At 45.4% G+C, this 16,551-nt stretch carries 14 protein-coding genes and 2 tRNA genes; 15 read left to right on the top strand and 1 reads right to left on the bottom strand.

Annotated elements, in window-relative coordinates; translation table 11 throughout:
- The 15 genes from lspA (at position 1) to OCU35_RS10605 (ending at position 15,678) form a co-directional block, all read left to right on the top strand.
- Positions 1-513: a signal peptidase II gene (lspA, locus tag OCU35_RS10675; RefSeq protein ID WP_017028908.1), complete on the top strand. Its 513-nt coding sequence runs from the start codon at positions 1-3 to the stop codon at positions 511-513.
- Positions 514-700: 187 nt separating this feature from the next.
- Positions 701-1,036 (top strand): preprotein translocase subunit SecG, encoded by a 336-nt coding sequence (gene secG / locus OCU35_RS10670; RefSeq protein ID WP_017028907.1) that lies wholly within the window; start codon positions 701-703, stop codon positions 1,034-1,036.
- A 15-nt stretch (positions 1,037-1,051) separates the two neighbouring features.
- A tRNA-Leu gene (locus OCU35_RS10665) sits at positions 1,052-1,135 on the top strand.
- Between the two features lie 50 nt (positions 1,136-1,185).
- Positions 1,186-1,262, top strand: a tRNA-Met gene (locus OCU35_RS10660).
- A gap of 208 nt (positions 1,263-1,470) precedes the next feature.
- Entirely contained in the window at positions 1,471-1,926 is a 456-nt protein-coding gene (gene rimP, locus OCU35_RS10655; protein WP_017028906.1) for a ribosome maturation factor RimP, read from the top strand.
- Positions 1,927-1,949: 23 nt separating this feature from the next.
- Positions 1,950-3,437 (top strand): transcription termination factor NusA, encoded by a 1,488-nt coding sequence (nusA, locus tag OCU35_RS10650; RefSeq protein WP_017242909.1) that lies wholly within the window; start codon positions 1,950-1,952, stop codon positions 3,435-3,437.
- A 20-nt stretch (positions 3,438-3,457) separates the two neighbouring features.
- Positions 3,458-6,148, top strand: a complete 2,691-nt coding sequence (gene infB / locus OCU35_RS10645) for a translation initiation factor IF-2 (protein WP_065599002.1) — start codon at positions 3,458-3,460, stop codon at positions 6,146-6,148.
- A gap of 108 nt (positions 6,149-6,256) precedes the next feature.
- Positions 6,257-6,652: a 30S ribosome-binding factor RbfA gene (gene rbfA / locus OCU35_RS10640; protein WP_261825347.1), complete on the top strand. Its 396-nt coding sequence runs from the start codon at positions 6,257-6,259 to the stop codon at positions 6,650-6,652.
- Positions 6,652-7,599 (top strand): tRNA pseudouridine(55) synthase TruB, encoded by a 948-nt coding sequence (gene truB, locus OCU35_RS10635; protein ID WP_017031239.1) that lies wholly within the window; start codon positions 6,652-6,654, stop codon positions 7,597-7,599. Before rbfA ends, truB begins: the two co-directional genes overlap by 1 nt.
- A 174-nt stretch (positions 7,600-7,773) precedes the next feature.
- A complete protein-coding gene (gene rpsO / locus OCU35_RS10630) occupies positions 7,774-8,043 on the top strand; it encodes a 30S ribosomal protein S15 (protein WP_017028901.1) in 270 nt (89 codons plus the stop codon).
- Positions 8,044-8,413: 370 nt separating this feature from the next.
- Positions 8,414-10,537: a polyribonucleotide nucleotidyltransferase gene (pnp, locus tag OCU35_RS10625; protein ID WP_017028900.1), complete on the top strand. Its 2,124-nt coding sequence runs from the start codon at positions 8,414-8,416 to the stop codon at positions 10,535-10,537.
- Positions 10,538-10,656: 119 nt separating this feature from the next.
- Positions 10,657-11,547, top strand: coding sequence for a lipoprotein NlpI (gene nlpI / locus OCU35_RS10620; protein ID WP_261825346.1), 891 nt, complete (start codon positions 10,657-10,659; stop codon positions 11,545-11,547).
- 461 nt (positions 11,548-12,008) lie between these two features.
- Positions 12,009-13,337 (top strand): carbohydrate porin, encoded by a 1,329-nt coding sequence (locus OCU35_RS10615; protein ID WP_261825345.1) that lies wholly within the window; start codon positions 12,009-12,011, stop codon positions 13,335-13,337.
- 303 nt (positions 13,338-13,640) lie between these two features.
- Positions 13,641-14,651 carry a LacI family DNA-binding transcriptional regulator gene (locus OCU35_RS10610; RefSeq protein WP_017028897.1) on the top strand — a complete coding sequence of 337 codons (1,011 nt, stop codon included), beginning with the start codon at positions 13,641-13,643 and terminating at the stop codon, positions 14,649-14,651.
- A gap of 25 nt (positions 14,652-14,676) precedes the next feature.
- Positions 14,677-15,678 (top strand): LacI family DNA-binding transcriptional regulator, encoded by a 1,002-nt coding sequence (locus tag OCU35_RS10605; protein ID WP_026026333.1) that lies wholly within the window; start codon positions 14,677-14,679, stop codon positions 15,676-15,678.
- On the opposite strand, the gene OCU35_RS10600 is transcribed toward OCU35_RS10605, so the two are convergent.
- Positions 15,675-16,547 (bottom strand): U32 family peptidase, encoded by an 873-nt coding sequence (locus tag OCU35_RS10600; protein WP_102360336.1) that lies wholly within the window; start codon positions 16,545-16,547, stop codon positions 15,675-15,677. The genes OCU35_RS10605 and OCU35_RS10600 overlap by 4 nt on opposite strands.
- Positions 16,548-16,551: the final 4 nt, after the last annotated feature.

Genomic DNA, 16,551 nt, shown 5'->3' with positions numbered 1-16,551 from the left:
ATGAACTTACTAAAGCAGACAGGGTTACGCTGGCTTTGGCTGGCGGCTCTGATCTTTGTTGCTGATATAGCAATAAAGTTAGTGGTTATGGACACCATGGGATATGGCTGGGCGAACCGCATTGAGGTATTGCCCTTTTTCAACCTGCTTTATGTGCACAACTACGGTGCTGCATTTAGCTTCCTTGGCGACCAAGGTGGTTGGCAACGCTGGTTATTTACTGGCATCGCCATTGCCGTATGCGGAATGTTGATGTTCTGGATGCGAAAACTACCTCAAACTGAAAAGTGGAATAACATTGCGTATTCACTGATCATTGGTGGCGCTCTAGGTAATGTCTTTGACCGTATAGTGCACGGCTTTGTGGTTGATTACCTCGATTTCTTCGTGGGAACGTATCACTGGCCTGCTTTCAACCTTGCTGATAGCGCTATTTGTATTGGTGCCGGCATGGTTATTCTTGATGGCTTTATTAGCGGTAAACGCGACTCAGCTGATTCTGCTGAGAAGTAATAACCTTTGATTGGGTGCTCGATAAGTGAGCACTTGATGGTGGTGGCAGTATATTTTACTTGTCACCGCTACAAGGTTTCGCTAGTATTGCGTCCGCCCTATAAAGGGGCGCGCTAGCTTTGTTGTAATCTAATTTAAATCACGATTATGACGCGCTGGCTCAACAATTTGGAACATAGGTGGAAAGATGTTTGAAACTCTACTTGTGATTTACCTGTTGGCTGCGCTTGGTGTGATTGGCCTAGTTCTGATTCAACAAGGTAAAGGCGCAGATATGGGAGCCTCGTTCGGTGCAGGCGCATCAAATACAGTATTTGGCGCAGGCGGCTCTAGTAACTTTTTAACCCGAATGACTGCAGTTTGTGCAACAGTCTTCATCGTTGTTTGTTTGTTTCTTGGTAATATGTCTACGCATAAAACCGAGTCTCAGTGGGTTGACCCAACAGCTGGTCAAACTATTCAAAAAACAGACGACGCAGTGAGTGAAATTCCAGCCGAAAAAGGCGCGGATATTCCTCAGTAAGCTGAAATGCTTATTGCCGAGATGGTGAAATTGGTAGACACGCCAGCATGAGGTGCTGGTGCCTTTGGTGTGAGGGTTCGAGTCCCTCTCTCGGCACCATATATTGTTTGAAAAGCAATCTATTAAGCATATAATGCTTAGTAGTCGGACGCGGGGTGGAGCAGCTTGGTAGCTCGTCGGGCTCATAACCCGAAGGTCGTCGGTTCAAATCCGGCCCCCGCAACCATTTTTAGTTGAGTCTGAATTTTCAAACATCATAACTGAATTTTTTCGGTTATGAGCTAAGCTTCTTTTAGCTTAGTGATATCAGGGTCCAGCAGCATAAAACCCCGACTATCGGGGTTTTTTGTTATCTGCGGTTTATCACTGTGGATGTGTGCTTGGTAAATGAAATGGGCTTTATGCCCTTTTTTTGTTTCTGGAGTGGTTGAACAATGACTGGTTTAGAAAGACAACTAACTGAGATGCTTGAAGCGCCTGTAGAGGCATTAGGTTATGAGTTAGTTGGACTTGAGTTTATTCGCGCGGGCGAATATTCGACATTACGCATTTATATCGATAGCGAAAACGGTATTAATGTTGACGATTGTGCTGAAGTAAGCCATCAGGTTAGTGCAGTAATGGATGTAGAAGATCCTATTTCTGTTGCTTATAACCTTGAAGTGTCTTCACCAGGACTTGAACGACCGCTTTTCAAAGCCGCACACTATGAACAGTTTGTAGGCCAAGAGGTCAGCATTGTGTTGAAGATGGGTGTTGGAAATCGCCGCAAGTGGAAGGGCGTTATCAAGGGTGTTGATGGTGAACTCATCACTGTTGAAACCGACAACCAAGATAATGAGTTTGCTCTGAGCAACATATCTAAAGCCAATCTGATCCCTAAGTTTTAAGTCTATTTAAAGAGGCTATAAGAATGAATAAAGAAATTCTAGCTGTAGTAGAAGCGGTTTCAAATGAGAAAGCCGTTCCTCGCGAGCGTATTTTTGAGGCGCTAGAAATCGCGCTTTCAACTGCGACAAAGAAAAAGTACGAGATGGAAATCGAAGTACGTGTTGAGATCGATCGCAAGAGCGGTAACTTCGAAACTTTCCGTCGCTGGGAAGTGGTTGCTGAAGTTGAAAATCCAACATTGGAAATGTCAATCGAAGCGGCACAGTTCGATGATGAAACACTGGGTTTAGGTGATTTTGTTGAAGACGAAATCGATTCGGTTAAATTTGACCGTATTACGGTGCAAACAGCGAAGCAAGTTATCGTACAAAAAGTACGTGAAGCAGAGCGTGAGCAAATCGTTGAGCAGTTTATTGATAACGAAGGTGAGCTAATCACTGGTGTTGTTAAGAAAGTAAACCGTGAAACGGTTGTTCTAGACCTTGGTAACAACGCTGAAGCCGTTATCCTTCGTGATGACCAGCTACCTCGTGAAAACTTCCGTCCAGGCGACCGTGTACGTGGTCTTCTTTATTCTGTACGTCCAGAAGCGCGTGGCTTCCAGCTATTCATTACTCGCTCTAAGCCTGAAATGCTAACTGAGCTATTCCGTATCGAAGTGCCTGAAATTGCAGAAGACATCATTGAGCTTAAAGCAGCAGCTCGTGATCCAGGTTCTCGTGCGAAGATCGCAGTTAAAACTAACGATCGCCGTATCGACCCAGTAGGTGCATGTGTAGGTATGCGTGGAGCACGCGTACAGGCTGTATCTGGTGAGTTAGGCAATGAGCGTATCGATATCATCCTTTGGGATGACAACCCAGCACAGTTCGTTATCAACGCAATGGCTCCTGCTGATGTAGCGTCAATCATCGTAGATGAAGACACGCACTCAATGGATATCGCTGTTGAAGCTGATAACCTAGCGCAAGCAATTGGCCGTAGTGGTCAAAACGTACGTTTGGCATCACAACTTACTGGTTGGGAACTGAACGTAATGACTGTAGAAGACCTACAGAAGAAACACGAAGCAGAATCAACTGAAGCTATTGAAAGCTTCATGAAGCACCTAGACCTTGAACAAGATTTCGCAGAAATGTTGGTAGAAGAAGGCTTCTCAACTCTTGAAGAAGTGGCATACGTGCCAATGAGTGAGCTTTTGGAAATTAACGGTCTAGATGAAGATTTGGTCGAAGAACTACGTAGTCGAGCTAAAGATGCACTCACCACCCTTGCACTTGCGCAAGAAGAGTCGTTTGAAGGCCTGCACCCAGCTGATGACCTATTAGCATTAGAAGGCTTAGAGCGCGAAATGGCGTTCAAACTAGCTGCCAAAGGTGTAGTGACCCTAGAAGATCTTGCTGACCAAGGCACAGATGATCTTGAAGGTATCGACGACTTAACAGAAGAACGTGCTGGTGAGCTAATCATGGCTGCACGTAATATCTGTTGGTTTGGTGACGAAGAATAATCCGGCACGGAGGTAGTTGCATGACACAACTTACAGTTAAAGCCCTAAGTGAAGAAATTGGTACGCCGGTTGAGCGCTTAATTGAACAATTAGAAGACGCAGGTCTGAAAAAGAACTCTAGCGACAATGTCACTGACGAAGAAAAGCAGGCATTGTTGACGCACCTGAAGAAAGAACATGGTGATACGTCTGGCGAGTCTGAACCAACCCGTCTAACTTTACAACGTAAGAAGCGAAGCACACTGAGTGTTGCAGCTGGCGGCGGCAAGAGCAAGGATGTGACAGTAGAAGTACGTAAGAAGCGTACCTACGTGAAGCGTAGCTCTGTTGATGAGCAAGCTCGTCTAGAAGCTGAGGAAAAAGCTCGCCTAGAAGCAGAAGTTGCAGCGAAACAAGAAGCTGAAGAGAAAGCGAAACGCGAAGCTGAAGAAAAAGCACAGCGTGAAGCAGAAGCAAAAGCAAAACGTGACGCTGATGAAAAAGCGAAACAAGAAGCAGCAGCTAAGGCGAAAGCTAACTCAACTGAAGCTCCACAAATTGACTCTGAAGAGCGTAAAGTGAAAGATCAAGCAGCAAAAGATGCGGCTGACCTAAAACGTCGCCAAGAAGAAGAAGCTAAGCGCAAAGCGGAACAAGAAGCAGAAAAACTTCTTGAAGACGCACGTAAACTTGCAGAAGAAAATGCAGAGCGCTGGGCAAAAGAAGAACAAACTAAGAAGACCGAGACTACGGACTACCACGTCACGACTTCTACTTACGCTCGTGAAGCTGAAGATGCAGCTGACCGTCGTGCAGATGGCGGTGGCCAACGTAAGAAGAAGAAGAAAAAGCCAGCTGATGCTAATGCAAACGCTCGTGGTAACAACCGTAACCAACGCGGTCAGCGCGGTCGTAAAGGCAAGCTAGCTAAGCCGACTTCAATGCAACAAGGTTTCGATAAGACAGCAACAGTAGCAAAAGCTGACGTTGCAATCGGCGAAACCATCGTTGTATCTGAACTGGCTAACAAGATGTCAGTTAAAGCGACTGAAGTGATCAAGGTTATGATGAAGATGGGCGCTATGGCGACTATCAACCAAGTAATCGACCAAGAAACTGCAGCACTTGTTGCTGAAGAAATGGGTCACAAAGTGGTTCTTCGTAAAGAGAACGAACTAGAAGAAGCAGTAATGTCAGATCGTGACAGCTCACTTGAGTCTGTATCACGTGCTCCTGTTGTTACTATCATGGGTCACGTTGACCACGGTAAAACTTCTACACTTGATTACATTCGTAAAGCACACGTTGCTGACGCGGAAGCGGGTGGTATTACCCAGCACATCGGTGCTTACCACGTAGAGACTGAGAACGGTATGATTACCTTCTTGGATACTCCTGGACACGCCGCGTTTACCGCAATGCGTGCTCGTGGTGCTCAAGCGACAGATATCGTAGTTCTAGTTGTTGCTGCAGATGATGGCGTAATGCCACAGACTGTGGAAGCGATACAGCACGCACAAGCGGCTGGCGTTCCATTGATCGTTGCAGTGAACAAGATCGATAAAGAGGGTGCAAACCCAGACAACGTTAAGAACGAACTAGCACAGTACGACGTTATTCCTGAAGAGTGGGGCGGTGAGAACATGTTTGTTCACATCTCTGCGAAACAAGGTACTAACATCGAAGGTCTACTAGAAACTATCCTTCTACAATCTGAAGTTCTTGAACTTACAGCGGTAGCAGAAGGCATGGCATCTGGTGTGGTTGTAGAATCTCGCCTTGATAAAGGTCGCGGTCCTGTTGCAACGGTTCTTGTTCAGTCTGGTACGCTTAACAAAGGCGATATCCTACTTTGTGGTCAAGAATACGGCCGTGTTCGTGCAATGCGCGATGAGAACGGTGCTGAAATCACAGAAGCAGGTCCTTCTATCCCTGTAGAAATCATCGGTCTATCTGGTGTTCCTGCGTCAGGTGACGAAGCAACTGTAGTTCGTGATGAGCGTAAAGCTCGTGAAGTAGCAAACTACCGTCAAGGTAAATTCCGTGAAGTGAAACTAGCACGTCAACAGAAAGCGAAACTAGAGAACATGTTCTCTAACATGACGGCTGGTGAAGTTGCTGAGCTTAACGTTGTACTTAAAGCTGACGTTCAGGGTTCTGTGGAAGCTATCGCTGATTCTCTACGTAAACTTTCTACTGAAGAAGTGAAAGTGAACATCGTAGGTTCTGGTGTTGGTGGTATCACTGAAACTGACGCAGTACTTGCTGCAGCGTCTAACGCTATCTTACTTGGTTTCAACGTTCGTGCTGATGCATCTGCTCGCCGCGCTGTCGAAAACGAGAACCTAGACCTTCGTTACTACTCAATCATTTACCAATTGATTGACGAAGTTAAACAAGCGATGGGCGGTATGCTTGCTCCAGAATTCAGACAAGAAATCATTGGTCTTGCTGAAGTACGTGACGTATTTAAGTCACCTAAACTGGGCGCAATCGCTGGTTGTATGGTTACTGAAGGCGTGATTAAGCGTAACAACCCAATCCGTGTACTTCGTGAAAACGTTGTAATCTACGAAGGTGAGCTAGAATCTCTACGCCGCTTCAAAGATGACGTACAAGAAGTTAAGAATGGCTACGAGTGTGGTATCGGCGTTAAGAACTACAATGATGTTCGCGTTGGTGACCAAATCGAAGTATTCGAAATCGTTGAAGTTAAGCGTACTCTTGACTAATCAACACATTGACAAAAATTGTCTGACCCCTAAGGTTAGATAATTGGTTGTTGAATACACCATGGGGGGCTTATGCCCCTCATTATTTTTTCTAAAGTGAGAAAAGAAATGTCAAAAGAATTTAGCCGCACACAGCGTGTGTCGCAACAACTGCAAAAAGAACTGGCTGTTTTAACACAGCGTGAAGTTCGTGATTCTCGTATCGGAATGGTGACCATTTCTGACGTAGAAGTCTCTCGTGACCTTGCGGTTGCCAAAGTGTTTGTTACCTTCTTCTGTGTGGGTGAGCAAACGCCAGAGTCTTGCCTTGCTGCTCTTCAAGAGCATGAAGTTGAGATTCGCATGATGCTAGGTAAGCGTATCCGCCTTCGCCTAACTCCTGAAGTTCGCTTTGTTTATGACAACACTCTCGTTGAAGGCATGCGCATGTCTAACCTTGTGAGCGAAGTTGTCTCTAAAGATGCTAAGAAGAAAGCAGAGTCAGGTCGCGAGGACGAAGAGTAATGGCAAGACGTCGTAAAGGTCGTCCAGTTAACGGCGTCGTATTGCTGGATAAACCAACCGGAATCTCTTCAAATGATGCGCTACAGAAAGTAAAGCGCATCTACTTTGCTGAAAAAGCGGGCCATACAGGTGCTCTTGATCCTCTAGCAACAGGCATGCTGCCTATCTGCTTAGGTGAAGCGACCAAGTTTTCGCAGTTCTTGTTGGACTCAGATAAGCGCTATCGCACCATTGCTAAGTTGGGTGAGCGTACTAACACCTCGGATTCTGATGGTGAGGTAGTGGAAACACGCCCAGTTTCAGTAACCAAAGAGCAGCTGTTAGACGCGATTGCGACCTTCCGTGGTACCACGGATCAAGTCCCTTCTATGTTCTCTGCGCTGAAGTACCAGGGCAAGCCTCTGTATGAATATGCACGTCAAGGCATCGACGTCCCTCGCGAATCTCGCAAGATCACTGTGTACGAGATTGAACTGATTCGCTTTGATGGTGACGAAGTTGAACTCGAAGTTCACTGCTCTAAAGGTACCTACATCCGCACTATTGTTGATGACCTTGGTGAAATGTTGGGTTGTGGTGCTCACGTGTCTTACTTGCGCCGTACAGGTGTTGCTAAATATCCATACGAAAAGATGGTGACGCTGGAGCAACTGCAAGAGCTGCTTGATAAAGCGAATGCTGAAGAGATTGCACCGAAGGAACTATTGGATGAGCTATTGCTACCCATGGATACCGCGGTAGAGGACCTACCAGAAGTGAACTTGATTCCAGAATTAACGGATATGGTTCAGCACGGTCAACCTGTACAGGTATTTGGCGCGCCAAGCGAAGGCGTGGTTCGCATGACTTCAGGTGAAGAAAAAACCTTCATCGGCGTTGCTGAAATCGATGACGATGGACGTATCGCACCGAAACGCTTAGTGGTGTTTCGCGAAGAGCAGGCTTAGAAACATTCCTAGGTCCTAGGTCCTAGAACCTAGGGCCATAGAACCTTAGTTCTACTGAACCGATCTTACCCCTTGCTTTACCAAAGTCTTATCCGTATAATTCGCGCTTCGCGTAGTGGCTGAATCAGAGATTGGCGCTACAACTTTTAAACTTACTCTTATCAGGAGAGAATTATGTCTCTGAATGCAGAAACTAAAGCAGCAATCGTTGCAGAATACGCACAAGGTGAAGGCGATACAGGTTCACCAGAAGTTCAAGTAGCTCTACTTACAGCTTCTATCAACCACCTTCAAGGTCACTTTGCTAACCATAAGCACGATCACCACAGCCGTCGTGGTCTGCTACGTATGGTTTCTAGCCGTCGTAAGCTTCTAGATTACCTTAAAGGTAAAAACCTAGCTCGCTACCAAGACCTAATCAAACGTCTAGGCCTACGTCGCTAATTAAGCGACTGCGTCAAGCAGTTTGAAGAAAAAGGAGCCTATGGCTCCTTTTTTTGTATCTGTTGCCCCATCCTAAATAAGGTTGAACAATACTCTGACGAGAATGTTTTCAGGTATAATTCAGCTTTTTCCGCTCTAGATTACAAAATCTAACGCAAGTAGTTTATACTACGCCTCGTTATTTGTATTTTCACGAATAGCTACCGACCCAACACATTACAGTCACAGATTGTCGGCCAATAGGTCGCGACTATTACAAGTAGATTCAAGACCCCGTCTTTAGTCTGTTTTTACTAGTCGCGATTAGTAATGGTTTGGGTTTTCACTAAATTTTTCTATGGCTCAAAGGCTATGGAACAAGGAAACAAGAATGTTCGAAAAACCAGTTGTTAAGACTTTCCAGTACGGTAACCACACGGTTACTCTAGAGACTGGCGTAATTGCACGTCAAGCTACCGCTGCTGTTATGGCGACAATGGACGATACTTCAGTATTCGTATCTGTTGTTGCTAAAAAAGAAGCGGTAGAAGGCCAAGATTTCTTCCCTCTAACAGTAAACTACCAAGAGCGTACTTACGCTGCAGGTAAAATCCCTGGTGGTTTCTTCAAGCGTGAAGGCCGTCCTTCTGAAGGCGAAACACTAACGGCTCGTCTTATCGACCGTCCAATTCGTCCTCTATTCCCAGAAGGCTTCAAGAACGAAGTTCAGGTTATCGCGACAGTAATGTCTGTTAACCCTGACGTTCAACCAGACATGATCACTATGCTTGCAACATCTGCAGCATTGTCTATCTCTGGTGTTCCATTTAACGGTCCTATCGGTGCAGCACGTGTTGCTCACATCGATGGCGAGCTAGTGCTTAACCCGTCAATGACTGAACTAGAAAGCTCTAAGCTTGACCTAGTTGTTTCTGGTACTGAAGGCGCTGTTCTTATGGTTGAGTCTCAAGCAGACAACCTAACAGAAGAAGAGATGCTAGCGGCTGTTGTTTACGGTCACGACCAACAACAAGTTGCTATCCAAGCGATTAACGAATTTGCTGCAGAAGTAGCAACTCCTTCTTGGAACTGGGAAGCTCCAGCTGAAAACACTGAGCTTGTAAACAAGATTGCTGCACTAGCAGAAGCTCAAGTTGTTGAAGCTTACCAAATCACTGAAAAGATGGCGCGTTATGACCGTATCCATCAGATCGGCGACGAAGTAAAAGCAACGCTACTTGCTGAAAACGCTGAGCTTAACCCGAAAGAAATCCACACTATCTTCCATGATCTTGAGAAGACAGTAGTTCGTCGTGGCATCATCGCGGGTAACCCACGTATCGATGGTCGTGAAAAAGACATGGTTCGTGCTCTAGACGTACGTACTGGCGTTCTTCCACGTACTCACGGTTCTGCACTATTCACTCGTGGTGAAACTCAGGCGATCGTTACTGCTACTCTTGGTACTCAACGTGATGCACAAATCATCGATGAGCTAACAGGCGAGCGTAAAGACAACTTCCTACTGCACTACAACTTCCCTCCATACTGTGTAGGTGAAACTGGTTTTGTTGGTTCTCCTAAGCGTCGTGAAATCGGCCACGGTAAACTGGCTAAGCGTGGTATTGCAGCGGTAATGCCTTCTGTTGAAGAATTCCCATACACAGTTCGTGTTGTATCGGAAATCACAGAATCTAACGGTTCTTCTTCAATGGCTTCTGTATGTGGTACTTCTCTTGCTCTTATGGATGCAGGTGTGCCAATTAAAGCTTCTGTTGCGGGTATCGCAATGGGTCTAGTTAAAGAAGGCGACGACTTCGTTGTTCTTTCTGACATCCTAGGCGACGAAGATCACCTTGGTGACATGGACTTTAAAGTAGCCGGTACTAACGACGGTATCACTGCACTGCAGATGGATATCAAGATCGAAGGTATCACTAAAGAGATCATGCAAATTGCTCTTAACCAAGCGCAAGGTGCACGTAAGCACATCCTATCTGTAATGGATGACGCTATCTCTGGTGCTCGTGAAGAGATTTCTCAATTCGCTCCACGTATCCACCAAATGAAGATCAACCCTGAGAAGATCCGTGACGTTATTGGTAAAGGCGGCGCAGTTATCCGTTCACTTTGTGAAGAAACTGGCACTACTATCGAAATCGAAGACGACGGTACAGTGAAGATCGCTGCAACTTCTGGCGAACAAGCACAAGATGCAATCGACCGCATCAAGGCGCTAACGGCTGAAGTAGAAGTAGGTACTATCTACATGGGTAAAGTAGCTCGTCTAGCTGACTTCGGTGCGTTCGTAACTATCCTTCCTGGTAAAGATGGTCTAGTACACATCTCTCAAATCGCTGATAAGCGCGTAGAGAAAGTATCTGATTACCTAACTGAAGGCCAAGAAGTAAAAGTTAAGGTTCTTGAGATCGACCGTCAAGGTCGTGTACGTCTAAGCATGAAGGAAGCTGTTGAAGCTCCTGCAGCAGATGACGCAGCACCAGCCGCTGAATAATATTGATTTTTAAGAAAAAATTGATGTATGTGTAAATAAAGAGGAGCTTTTTAGCTCCTCTTTTTCTATGCTAAAGGAATATGATTCGAATTCGATGATCCACATGGAGGTAGTATTTCGTGAAATGGTTTAGTGTGCTGATAGCGGGTGTAGTACTGATGATGTCCGGCTGTTCAAGCATCGGCGGTCAAAGTCAACAATGGGCGCCGCCACCAATGGCCGTTCCTCTACAGCCTTCAATCCAACAAGAAGTACAGATTGCGCGCACAACGCAACTGCTACTGCGCAATGATATTAATGATCAAGAAAGGGCAGAGCTGCATTTTCAGCGTGGTGTTTACTACGATAGCCTAGGGCTACGAGAGTTGGCACGTTACGACTTCAATCAAAGCTTATCGATTAATCCGGCTCAACCGGATATCTTCAACTTGCTTGGCGTTTATTTTACCCAGGTAGGGCAGTATGACGCAGCCTATGAGGCGTTTGATTCCACGTTAGAATTAGACCCTAATAATCAGTATGCAGAGCGTAACAGGGCGATAGCGCTCTATTACGGTGATAGAGTAGATTTAGCTCTAGAGGAAATGACTCGTCATTACAATGATGACCCAAGCGACCCGTTTCGCGCATTATGGTTGTATATCGTAGAACATGAAACCAATCAGCAGCAAGCGTTCGAGAAACTGACTACCAGCTACGCGAATCGTGACCAACAGTGGGGCTGGGTTCTGGTGGGTTTGATGCTGGATGAAGTACCGGAAGATGATGCCTTCATGGAGATCGCGGCAGGCGCGAAAGACAACCTTACCTTAGCTCAGCGTTTAACTGAGGCCTATTTCTATCTAGCGAAGCGACACCAGCTAGAAGGCGAGTATGCTGAAGCGGTTAGCTTGTATAAGCTTTCTTTAAGCTTGAACGTCTACGAATATGTTGAACATAGATACGCGTTTCTTGAGTTAGGGCGGATTTTTTCTGATATTCGCGCCGAGCGAAAACAGCAACTAGAGTAAGCTTCGCAAGAAAGTGAATAATTAATGTCATTTTATTGAACTTACCTCAGTCTCTAGACTCTTATAAATACCGTTCTCATTGAGACGGTATTTTTTGTTTTTACTCCCATCACTCTAGTTATTGTTCAATTCATCAGCGTTATAGTTTTCATTTCTTTCATAAATTTCAAAAACGTGAAAGTTATGAAAGAAATTCATCAAAAACTCATTTCTTCCCTTGATATTTTTGTGACCATTTTCCGCTATCCCATGAAATGAAACCGCTTTCTCAAAGTTTACTTAATAGTGCTTTAGGTCTTAACTTGTTGTATTTATTGATGTGATGTGTTTCATATGAGCTGTGAATATTTCATGGGATTCTTATGCATCATTCATTGTGAGGCATCGCTGAACTTTCATCTCTTTCATTAGATAACATTTGTTTCGTGGACATAAAACCTATAACAAAACTAGGAAATAACATGAAACTTTTTAAACTCTTACCTCTATCCCTAGCCGTGGCTGGTACGCTAGCTTCTGCCGCTGCACTGGCAGATAATCATGATACCGTTGTAATGGAAGCACGCCTTGCTGAGGTTATAGCTCAAGCAGAAGAACGTCTTGCTGATATCGAAGCTCGTGCCGCTGGCGAAGCTGTTAATGTGCAGGGTTCTGCTATCGAGAACACTCAACCTGAACTTCCTCTTGGCGTTGTATTCTCAGGTTACGCTCGCTACGGTGCTGGTTACCAAAGCGGTGATTCTCTTTACGTAGGTACTGCTGGTGGTATCGGTGGTGGTAACAAAACTGGCCGTCTAGGTAACGAACAAAACGGCGGTGAGTTCCAGTTCTCTCGTTCTTTTGAAAGTGACGCAGGCGCAGTTTGGGACTTAGTGTTCATGATTGACCACTGGGCTGATGGTTCTTGGGCTACTGATGGCGGTACAAACGTTAAGAAAATGTACGCTGGTGCATCTAATGTATTTGAATCTCAACCAGACCTATACATTTGGGCTGGTCGTGACTTCCACCAACGTCCACAAACAGACATCGATGATTACTTCTGGATGACACACGATGGTCAAGGTGCAGGTTTCTATAACTTAGATCTTAGCGCACTTAAGTTTGACCTTGGCTTTGTTGGTCAAGTTGAAGACGACATGGTAGGTGATAACGGCAAGTACGCTATTACATCTAAGTTCCATGGCATGAACTTCGGCGGTTTAGATCTAGCATTCTACGCAAACTACGGATTTAAATCTGAGAAGCTTGAAAACGATGCGAATGTAGCAGATAGCGCATACCAAGTAGCTGCTGAAGCTAACTTCTCTGGACAAAAATTTGTTGTTCGTTACTCAGACAATGCTATTGATAGTGTATACGACCTCAAAGAAGACCAAACCGCGTTGCTATTCAGCTTTAGCGGTGGCGTAAGTCTAACTGATAATGCAGGTATCCAATACTTGACGTCTTACCAAGCGCTAGAGGGCGATGCAGTAGAAGATCGTGCTCAATACAATGTTATCGTTCGTCCTACATACCAGTGGAACGACGTTCACTCTACATGGTTAGAGGGTGGCTATAACGTAGTTGACTTCGATGATGAAGACGCAACTAACTCCTCTTGGAAAGTAACACTTTCTCAAAACATCGCAATCGGTGGAATGACTTGGTCTCGCCCAATGCTTCGCTTCTACGCAACAGTGGGTGAAGCGGACAACGAGTACATCTCTAAGAATGCAGATGGTTCATACGTAACTAGCAACCCAGACACTCTAACTGTTGGTGCTATGTTCGAAGCATGGTGGTAAGCACTAGCTAACTGTTAATTTGATGTAAGTTCTTCAATTGGCCCCTTTTCCCTTGAAGGGGCCATTTTTCGACAAAATAACTCCCGTCGGTTGGGGCACGTAAGTGCCCACTTTTCGTTATTAAAACGTCCTTATTTTTATGTCCGACAAATGTTTTCGTTCCAGAAAGCGTTATGCGGGTCAAATTTCTAGAGATCGTTTTAGTTTAGATCTTGAGCCTGTGATCCTCTTCCTTAATTTTATGTCACTTCATTGATATTGTCCCAACCCAAGAAAGCGCTTTCTTTTTAGTTGGGGGTAAAAGTGGCAACAATTAAGGATGTATCAGAGCTGGCCGGAGTGTCTCAAGCAACAGTGTCTCGTGTCGTCAATGGCACCACACGGGTGAGTCACACTAAAAAATTGAAGGTCGAAAAGGCGATCCGAGAACTTGGATACAAACTGAGTGCCTTTGGCCGCACCCCAAGCAACACACGTACAGGCAGCATTGGGATCATTGTTCCTGAATTGGGTGGCCCTTTTTATTCCGAGATCCTCAACAACATTGAAAGCACTCTTAGTCGCTATGGTTATCACACCGTGGTCACGTCAGGCCAATCCTCGGAGCACTATCAAAAAGAATCCATTGAGTTCCTGCTGGGAAGAAGAGTCGACGGGATCATTCTGCTCACACCAAACCTTACCGATGACTATTTGATCAATCTAGAAGATCAAGGTGTCCCTTTAGTGGTCCTCAATCGTACAATCCCTGAAATGCCTCGCAGTTGTATCAACATTGACAATGAACTGGGTGGACGTATCGCCACGCAGCACCTCATCAAGCAAGGGCATACATCCATTGCCTGTATCTCCGGCCCTTTATCAGAGGCGGATGCTAGAGCTCGTTTATTGGGTTATCGCAGAGCACTTGAAGAAGCGGATATTCCGTATGACGAAATGTTGGTGTGTGAAGGGGGATATACCGAGACTTCAGGTAATACGGTCATGGCAAAGCTGCTACGTCGAGAGCGTGAGTTCACGGCTGTGTTTGCATGTAATGACCACATGGCGTTTGGCGCGTATGAAACCCTGCGAGAACAAGGCTTTTCTGTACCCGACGATATTTCATTGATTGGCTTTGATAACGTCAATTTTGCACGCTACCTTACGCCAGCACTGACTACCGTCAGCTTTCCTATTAAGGAAATGTGTATGGAAGCGGTGGAGCTGATGTTCCAAAAACTGAATAAGAGCAAAACACAGGTGAGGTTTCGCTTGCTTCCTGCGTTGGTGATACGTGAATCCGTCACTGATATGCAGCTCGTGACTTCTTAATAAGGATTTGCGGAGAGTCATGGATATGTCTAAAGCAAATAAGAAGGTTACTGTTCAGCAAGTTGCTGAAATTGCGGGCGTTTCCGCAAGCACAGTATCTCGGTTTTTAAACCAAACCACCTATATTGCGGATAACAAAAAGAGAGATATTCTTGAGGCCATTCGTCAGACAGGCTATCGCGCTCGCGTAGCAAAATGTAATGAGAGATTAAATAAGAGCAGAACCATAGGCGTTCTGGTTCAAAACCCCGAAAGCCCGCACACGACCCGCATCATTGAAGATATGGAAAAAGTGCTTATTGCCTGTGGCTATTCAATCTTAATTGCAGCAGGTCATTGGCAACCCAAAAGCCAGTTGCATGCCTTAGAGTACCTAAAGAAAAGTGATGTTGATGGTGTTGTTATTGTGACCGGTAATCTTAAACCGCAGCAAATCATGGATTATGCCAAATCACTGCCTGTTATTGCCGTTGGATACCAACTCTCCGGCGAAAATGTGCACTCATTGAGTATCGATAACTCTATTGGTGGCTACATGGCAACCCTGCATTTATTGCAAAAGGGCCACACCCAAATTGCTCATATCAAAGGAATACAAGAGCAGCCTGATGGGGCTGCACGCTTTGAAGGGTACAAGCATGCGCTTAGGGAAGCGGGACTGGACATCAAACCCCAGTTAATTAAACAAGGCGACTTCAACAGTGAGTCAGGGTATCACAACACCATTGAATTGCTTGATTCTAAAGTGCCGTTTACAGCTATTTTTGCTGGTAACGATCAAACTGCGTATGGCGCAATTAAAGCGCTGCATGATAGAGGGTTAAGAGTACCAGAAGATGTAGCGGTAATCGGTTTTGATGATCTCGCCACTTCGCGATATTTCACGCCGTCGTTGACAACGATGAGGCAACCCATAGAAGAGATCGGGGCAGTATGCGCCGAGTCTATGATCCGCATCTTAGAGATAGGGAAGCCGCTGACACCGCGACTTCCCCCTATAGAACTGCTAGTTCGCCAATCGACTTAACGCAGTTCAAGTCCTGCAATTTGATGCCAGTAACCATTACACTGGCGATCTTCAATGATAATCGGGCTTTCACCCGCTTCATTCGCCTTGAAGGCATCAAGATGCGTAAAGGTATCTACCCCAAGCGGACTCAAACGAACCACATCAACCAATCCTTGCATTGATGGAATATCGTTCCCTAGGTTGTAGCAATAGCCTGACTGAGTTTGGATTCCGTTTAAATTAAAAACAGTCTGGCCTTCTTGGCTGTCCACTTTAAGACCGGTAGGGTACTTAATGCAGCAGGTCTCACAGTCATCTTTTGCCTTGTTTTCTGCGCGCGCGGTAAAGCAACGTGCGGAGTAGGCCAGAGGTAAATAGCCGTGACTAAATACTTCAACCTCGAACTTATTGCGGATACCAATCTCATCACATTGATTCAAGGTATTGGATAGCCAATCACGAGACAACTCTACCGGCATACACCAACGAATCATTCCCTGTTTAAGGAACAAATTGAGCGTATGCGCGTTGTAGGTATTAACCGCAGGCCCTACAACAAAGGGCACGCCTTTTTCGTTGGCCAGTTGAATAGCAGAGACGTCATTGGCTTCAATAGCGAAGTCACCGTTATCGATGTACTTCTTCATGATGTTCACCTCACTCGGTGCTTCAAGTAACGCCATCGTGGAGAGCACCACTTGTTTGCCTGAATCGGCAAGCTCTTTGGCGATATCAAACCAATGCTTTGGTTTCACTTCTCTGCGTTTCGAGCACACTGACTCACCCAGGTAAATGACATCAGCATTAGATTGTTTTGCTTGCTGATAAAAGCTTTCTACATCTTGTTTTGGCCAAAAGTAGAGTAGAGGCCCTAATGAATACTTCATATTA

Source organism: Vibrio breoganii (genome assembly GCF_024346795.1).
GTDB lineage: Bacteria > Pseudomonadota > Gammaproteobacteria > Enterobacterales > Vibrionaceae > Vibrio > Vibrio breoganii.
This window is presented reverse-complemented; position numbering and strand designations above follow the sequence as displayed.